The organism is Actinacidiphila sp. bgisy144 (assembly GCF_057708105.1).
Window position 1 is genome coordinate 55,831 of record NZ_JBYIRM010000044.1, and the last position, 6,607, is coordinate 62,437.

The 6,607-nt window shown below is 72.7% G+C and carries 6 protein-coding genes; 2 read left to right on the top strand and 4 right to left on the bottom strand.

What is annotated here, in order from left to right; all coding sequences use genetic code 11:
• Window positions 1-6 precede the first annotated feature (6 nt).
• A complete protein-coding gene (locus tag AC3EVP_RS33710; RefSeq protein ID WP_335979518.1) occupies window positions 7-882 on the top strand; it encodes a geranyl diphosphate 2-C-methyltransferase in 876 nt (291 codons plus the stop codon).
• A gap of 108 nt (window positions 883-990) precedes the next feature.
• On the opposite strand, the gene AC3EVP_RS33715 is transcribed toward AC3EVP_RS33710, so the two are convergent.
• The 3 genes from AC3EVP_RS33715 to AC3EVP_RS33725 form a co-directional block, all read right to left on the bottom strand.
• Window positions 991-2,157, bottom strand: coding sequence for a ricin-type beta-trefoil lectin domain protein (locus AC3EVP_RS33715; protein ID WP_435136710.1), 1,167 nt, complete (start codon window positions 2,155-2,157; stop codon window positions 991-993).
• Between the two features lie 94 nt (window positions 2,158-2,251).
• Window positions 2,252-3,673 (bottom strand): glycoside hydrolase family 76 protein, encoded by a 1,422-nt coding sequence (locus AC3EVP_RS33720; protein ID WP_335979515.1) that lies wholly within the window; start codon window positions 3,671-3,673, stop codon window positions 2,252-2,254.
• Window positions 3,674-4,047: 374 nt separating this feature from the next.
• Entirely contained in the window at window positions 4,048-4,896 is an 849-nt protein-coding gene (locus tag AC3EVP_RS33725) for an MmyB family transcriptional regulator (protein WP_435136713.1), read from the bottom strand.
• 124 nt (window positions 4,897-5,020) lie between these two features.
• Here AC3EVP_RS33725 and AC3EVP_RS33730 point away from each other — a divergent pair, with 124 nt between their 5' ends.
• A complete protein-coding gene (locus AC3EVP_RS33730; protein WP_435136716.1) occupies window positions 5,021-5,839 on the top strand; it encodes an SDR family oxidoreductase in 819 nt (272 codons plus the stop codon).
• Between the two features lie 109 nt (window positions 5,840-5,948).
• Here AC3EVP_RS33730 and arr read toward each other — a convergent pair whose 3' ends face one another.
• The gene (gene arr, locus AC3EVP_RS33735; RefSeq protein ID WP_435136719.1) at window positions 5,949-6,359 is read right to left on the bottom strand and encodes an NAD(+)--rifampin ADP-ribosyltransferase; all 411 of its coding nucleotides are present in this window, start codon (window positions 6,357-6,359) and stop codon (window positions 5,949-5,951) included.
• Between the last annotated feature and the right edge of the window lie 248 nt (window positions 6,360-6,607).

The following is a 6,607-nucleotide window of genomic DNA, read 5'->3' on the forward strand; positions in this document are numbered from 1 at the left end:
TCAGCGTTGACCACGTCCCACCACGGCACCGCCACCGCACCGGTGCCGGCCCAATCCACGTACCAGACCCGCATCGCGGACTACTGGAACGCTGAGGAGAACCCGGTCAACCTCGAACTCGGCAAGATCGACGACCTCTACCACCACCACTACGGCGTCGGCGACGCCGACCGGTCGGTGCTCGACGAGCCGGACCCGAACCTGCGGCGCGACCGGATCACCGCCGAACTGCACCGCCTGGAGCACGCGCAGGCCGAGCTGCTCGCCTCCCACCTCGGGCCGCTCACCCCCGACGACCGGGTCTTCGACGCCGGTTGCGGGCGCGGCGGCGGCAGCGTGGTGGCCCACCTGCGCTACGGCTGCCACGCCGACGGGGTGACGCTCTCCACCAAGCAGGCGGACTTCGCCAACGCGCAGGCCCGCGCCCGCGGCATCGACGGCAAGGTCCGCTACCACCACCGCAACATGCTCGACACCGGCTTCCAGACCGGCGCCTACGCCGCCTCCTGGAACAACGAGTCGACGATGTACGTTGAGTTGGAGCTGCTCTTCGCCGAGCACGCCCGGCTGCTGCGGCGTGGTGGCCGCTACGTCACGATCACCGGCTGCTACAACGACACGTACGGCCGGGCCTCCCGCGAGGTGTCGCTGATCAACGCGCACTACATCTGCGACATCCACCCGCGCTCGGGGTACTTCCGGGCGATGGCGGCCAACCGGCTGGTCCCGGTGCACGTCGAGGACCTGACGGCGACGGCGATCCCGTACTGGGAGCTGCGCCAGCAGGCCGACCACCTTGTCACGGGCATCGAAGAACCGTTTCTGACGGCGTACAAGAACGGCAGCTTCCAGTACCTGCTGATCGTGGCCGACCGGGTGTAGCGGGCCCGCGCGGACGCCGAGCGGCGCGGTCCGGCCACGGGAGGGTGCCCCGTGGCCTGGCCGCGCCGCCGTCATGCCGCCCCTCGGGGCAGTGAATGTGCCGGCCTGTCAGATGGCGGTCAGCGTCGTCCACTTCTGCGCGTCGGTGCCGTTGCAGTCCCACAGCTGGAGCTGGGTGCCGTCCGCCGTCGAGGAGTTGGGGTCGTCGAGGCAGCGGCCGGACGCCGGGTTGCGGTAGCCCCCGTCGTAGGGCTGCCAGACCTGGTTGGCGCCGCCGTTGCAGTCCCAGATCTGCACCTTCGTGCCGTCGCCGGTGCCGAGGTCGGCCGCGTCCAGGCACTTGCCGACCGCCCGCAGGGTGCCGTCGGTGCGCAGCTGCCACCACTGGGCGTCGCTGCTGTTGCACGACCACAGCTGGACGGCGGTGCCGTTGGCGGCGCTGTCGCCGTTGTCGTCGAGGCACTTGCCCGCGATGCCGGAGTGCACGGTGCCGCCGTTCGGCACCGGGGGCGTGATCCAGCCGGCGGCGTCCGCGGCCTGGATGCCGGCGTCGAAGGCGTCGGCCATCTTCTGGTAGCCGCCGTCGTTGGGGTGCAGCGCGTCCGACAGGTCGGCGGTGGTCAGGGCGCTCATGTCGACGAATCCCACGTGCTTGCCCGCGTTCTGCTCGGCCTGCACGATGCCGGGCACCGCCGCGTTGAACGCGGGCCGGTTGGGCTCCTCCACCGCGTTGGTCGACACGATCAGCGAGCCGACCAGCACGGTGACGCCGGGCACGTCCGCGGTGATCTGGTCGATCAGGGCGTGCAACCGGTCGGTGGCGGTGGCGACCTGGTAGTTCTGGTTGAGGTCGTTGGTGCCGATCTCCAGGGTGACGACGTCGGGCCGGTAGCGGTCGAGCACACCGTCCGCGATGCCGGCGATCTGGTCGATCCGCCAGCCGGAGTGCCCTTCGTTGTCCGGGTCGCCCATCGTGCCGTTGCGGCCGGTGCCGACGAAGTCCAACGCGTGTCCCTGGCCGGACAGTTCGTCCCACAGCGCGGACCGGTAGCTGTCACCGGTGCTGCTGCCGACGCCCCAGGTGATCGAGTCGCCCAGCGGCATCACCCGCAGGCTCGACGCGGCGGCGGGCGAGACGGCGGACGACACGGCGGACGCGGAGGCGGAGGCGGGGGAAGCCGCCGGGGCGGCCGCCGCGGCCGGCAGCGCGGTGCCCGCACCGGCCCCGACCGCGGCGGCCAGCGCCAGGGCGAGCAGTAAGGGGGATCTTCTCATCGTCGTGCCACGCTCCTTCACGGGTCCACGCGGTCAGGCGTGGACGGGAAGTGGGGGGGAAGGGAAGGGGTGGTGCGCGGGACGAACGGCCGGGTCAGCCGGCCGCGTTGAGCAGGTCGAGCACGCTCTGCTGGCAGCCGTAGTCGCTGCTGCCGCTGCCGCCGGCCCAGTGCGGGCCGTACTGGTCGAGCGCGTTGCGGTCGTGGGCGTAGGCGGAGTTCGCCCACGCGGTGAGGTCGGCGGCGTAGGGGTGGTCGGACAGCTGGGTGTTGAGCTTGCCCAGCCCGCGCACGTAGGCGCCCTTGAAGCTCGGGCCGTCGCCGGTGCAGCCGTCGCCCTCGCCCGGCTCGCGCAGCACCCCGCCGGAGACGAGCTTGACCGTGGAGGCGTCGGCGAGGGTACGGGCGGTGGTCAGCAGGCCCGAGTCACCGGTCGCCTTGTACAGCTCCGTCAACCCGCCGAGCACCACGCCCTGGTTGTACGTCCAGGTGGTCTGCCCGTTGTTGGCGCACGAGTCGTCGAGGCCGTCGTTGATCATGTGGTCGCTGTTGATCATGCCGCTGTTCTGGAACCACGACCACTCGGTGTTCGCCCGGCCCAGGTAGGTGGTGTCGCCCGAGATCCGGTTGTGCAGCGCCGCGTTGAGGTAGAGGTACAGCTCGTTGGTGATGGCGTTCTTGTACTGGCCGCCGGTGTTCCAGCGCACCCCGCCGCCGCAGGTGCTGTTCCAGTTGTCGGCCATGTGGTCGGCGTCGGCCCGCGCGGTGGTCAGGTAGCGGCTGTCGCCGGTCGCGTCGTAGGCGTCCACCCACGCCAGGCCCCACCAACCGGTGTCGTCCAGGTAGCTGTTGGTGAAGTTGCCGTCCTGCGCGTTGATGTTCGCGTTGTACGTCTCGCTGATCGCGTACTTGTAGCTCGGCATGCCGCTGACCCGGGCGTTGTCGATGATCGCCGTCAGCGCGTTGGCGCTGGTCCACCAGCCGTTGCCGCCGAACAGCTTGCTGCCGCGGTCGTAGGACATCATCAGCGCGGTCGCCGCGGCGGTGCCGCGGGACCAGGCGTTCCAGGTGGTGCGGGCCCACGCGGTGCAGGCGATGTCGCTCGTCCCGGCCGGCTCGCCGCAGGCGCGCACCGCGCCGACGCCTTCGTTGTTCCAGTCGTCGACGTTGTACATCAGCGTGCGCCAGCCGCCGTTGCCGGACGGGACGGAGGTGGCGCCGAGCTTGCTGCCGTCGCTCCAGGTGCGGCCGCCGTCCCAGGACCGGTCGAGCCACACCTGGTCGCCGGCGCCGCCGTTGCCGATCGACCCCCACGCCATGGCGTCGTTGTCGTCGAAGTGCAGCACGATCGAGCGGGAGTCGACGGAGGCGGTCACCGGCTGCCGGTCCTGCGTGCTGAGCGCGGGGTCCCGGGCATCGCAGTAGCTGTTGCAGACGGTCGTGGCCGCGCTGACAGCGCTGACCGCGGGCGAGGACTGCTCCGGCGGTGCGGCACCTTGCGCCACGGCGACTGACATCGTTGTCAGAACGGCCGTGAGGACAGCGATGCGCAGTGTTCTCATTGCTCGCATGGGGGGCTCCTGAGCCGTGGTCTGGCGTGCGGGAACACGCGAGTTGGGGGGAAGGGGCTCTGGTCGGAAGCTAGCCAGCGGGTGCGGGCGCGTCAAGGACCCGGGCGGATGGTCGGATCACTCGGGCGCCGCGGGCGCGGGTGCCCGTAGCGGCGCCCGGTCGCCCCGCTCCGGGCAGGACGTCGGGCGCTGGTGAGCCGCCTCAGCGTTCACCGGCGGAACTCCCGTACCGGCAGCCTCGGTTCGCCGACCAGTCGTCGGAGGTCTGCGGAGCCTGGTCCGGGGGGCGGTCGGGGGCGGTCGGGCGGTCGGGGGCTGACTCAAGCGTGGTGGAGCGGCGCGAGGGGCGGGTGGGCGCCGCCGGAATCCCGCGCCGGCGTGCAGGTCATGATGCGGACGTCGTTCTCGGGCAGCTTGAGGACGTCGTAGTGGAAGACGCGGCGGCCCGCGGACGGGTGTGCGGCGCTTCGCCGCCCGCCCATCCGTGCGCCGAGCGACGGGGACTTCCACAGGGCGCGGAAGTGCGCGCTGGCCGCGGTGGCCTGTGCGACGAGTCCGGCCAGCTCGCGGTCGTCGGGATAGGCGGCGAGGGTCAGGCGCAGTTCGGCGACGAGCGCGGTGGTGAAGTCGGGGTCGCCGTCGCCGGTCGGAAGCACGGCTGTTCCGCCGGGCGCGGGGGGATCGACGAACAGGGCCCGGACCAGGTTGCGCGGGGCCAGGGGGTGCTGGTCGGGGTCGGCCAGCAGGGCGGCCCAGGACGGGTTCCACGCCAGCAGGGTCCAGTCGGCGGCGAAGACCCCGGCGGGGATGTCGCCGAGGTGCCGGACCAGCCGCGCGACGCTCGCCGGCACCTGGTCGGGCACCTGGCCGGGTACGGGCGGCAGCAGCCCGGCGACCAGGTGCAGGCGGCATGCCTCGTCCGGGCTCAGCCGCAGCGCCCTGGCGAGCGCGGCGAGCACCTCGCGCGAGGGGCGCCGTGAACGGCCCTGCTCCAGGCGCAGCAGGTAGTCGACGGAGACGCCGGCGAGCGCGGCGAGTTCCTCACGGCGCAGGCCCGCGGTGCGGCGGCGGCGCGTCGCGGGGAGCCCGACGTCGGCAGCGGTCAGGCGCCCGCGCCAGGCACGCAACGCCTCGCCCAGCGTGTTCTCGGCCCGCGTCGGTTCATCCATGCTCGCTCCTCGCTCCCGCTCAGCGTAGTACCGGCGTTCTGGTGATCAGCAGGGCTCTGGCTGCGGCCGCCGGCCGGATCGAAGGTGGGGACGGATCGGATACGGCCGAGGAAGGGACACCATCATGAGTCAGGCGCAGTCCGGTGCGAGCCAGGCGGGCGGGGCCCCCGCCGGTGCTCCGCAGGGGTCGGGCCCGGCGTTGGCCGGGCGGGTCGCGCTGGTCACCGGGGCCTCCAGCGGGATCGGGCGGGCGACGGCGCTGGCGGTCGCCGAGCAGGGCGGTGCGGTCGCGGTCACCGCGCGCCGCGCCGACCGGCTCGAGGAGCTCGCCGGGGGCATCCGGGCGCGTGGCGGCTCGGTGCTGGTGCTGCCGGCGGACCTGTCGGACCCGGCGCAGGTCGACGCCGTGGTCGAGCACACCGTCGTGCACTTCGGGCGGCTGGACGTGCTGGTGAACAACGCGGCCGCCAGCGCACCCGGGTTCGTCGAGCACAGCGACCCGGCGCGGTGGGACACCCTGGTGGAGGTCAACTTCCGCGCTGTGCTGCGCCTTTCGCACACCGCGCTGCCGCACCTCCTGCGGGCGGCCGACGGGCCGGCGGGCGTCGCGGACGTCGTCAACATCAGCTCGGTCGTCGGGCGCAAGCCCATCAAGGGCAACGCGGTGTACTCGGCGGCCAAGCACGCGGTCATCGCCTTCGGCGACGCGTTCCGCCAGGAAGTGGCGCTGCGCAAGGTGCGGGTCGGTGTCGTCGAGCCGGGCATGGTGGCCACGGACATGACGGTCGGCACCGGCGTCGGGGACGAGGCCGGGCACACGATGACCGAGCGGGACTGGCTGCACGTGGACGATGTGGCGCGTGCCGTCGTCTTCATGGTCACCCAGCCGCGGCACTCCGCGGTCAGCGAGATCCTGCTGCGGCCGACCGCCCAGGAGTACTGATCCGCTCGGCGGGCGGGCGAGCCGGCCCGTGCGAGCGCGGGTCGCTTCCCCGTCCGGCGCCGCCCGACGCCGCTCGACGCCGCTCGGCAGACCGGCGGCGGGACGGCCCTCAGTTGATGATCTCGGCGCGGCTGTCCTGGCGCGTCGCGGACAGCCGGTCCCGCCACATCCGGAGCGCTTCGGGTGTCTGGCGGGTCCAGTCCGTGACCTCGCCGAGGATGCGGAGCGGGTGCTTGCTGCGGTAGGAGCGGGTGGGGTTGCCGGGGAACTTCTTGTCGGTGACGTTGGGGTCGTGTTCGAAATCCCCGGTGGGCTCGACGGCGTACACCCGCGGGGGCCCGTCGCCGGCGGCGAGTTCGGCGGCGAGCCCCGCGCCGTCCCGCAACGCGGTGAAGTAGATGTGGTTCATCACGACCTCGGGCCGGTAGTTGGAGCGGAACCCGGGGGTGAGCTGGTCCCCGGTCCGCAGATCGGCCTTGGTCCCGTGGAAGAACGGCCCGTCGTCCAGCACCTCGCTCATCGCGGCAGATTACCAAGCCGCCGCGGGCACAGGGTGCGTACGCACGCGGGCCGACCCGCGTACCGCGGCGGGGCCTTCGTGCCGAGGGGATGCCGGTGCCGGTGCACGAGATCGCCCGCCGGACGGGCGGTCCGGGCACCAGCACCGGCACCAGCACCGGCACCGGCACCGGCACCGGCACCGGCACCGGCACCAGGTTCGACGCCGAAGCTGGTGCCTCAGCCGCGGGCTGCGACGTCTCAAGCGGG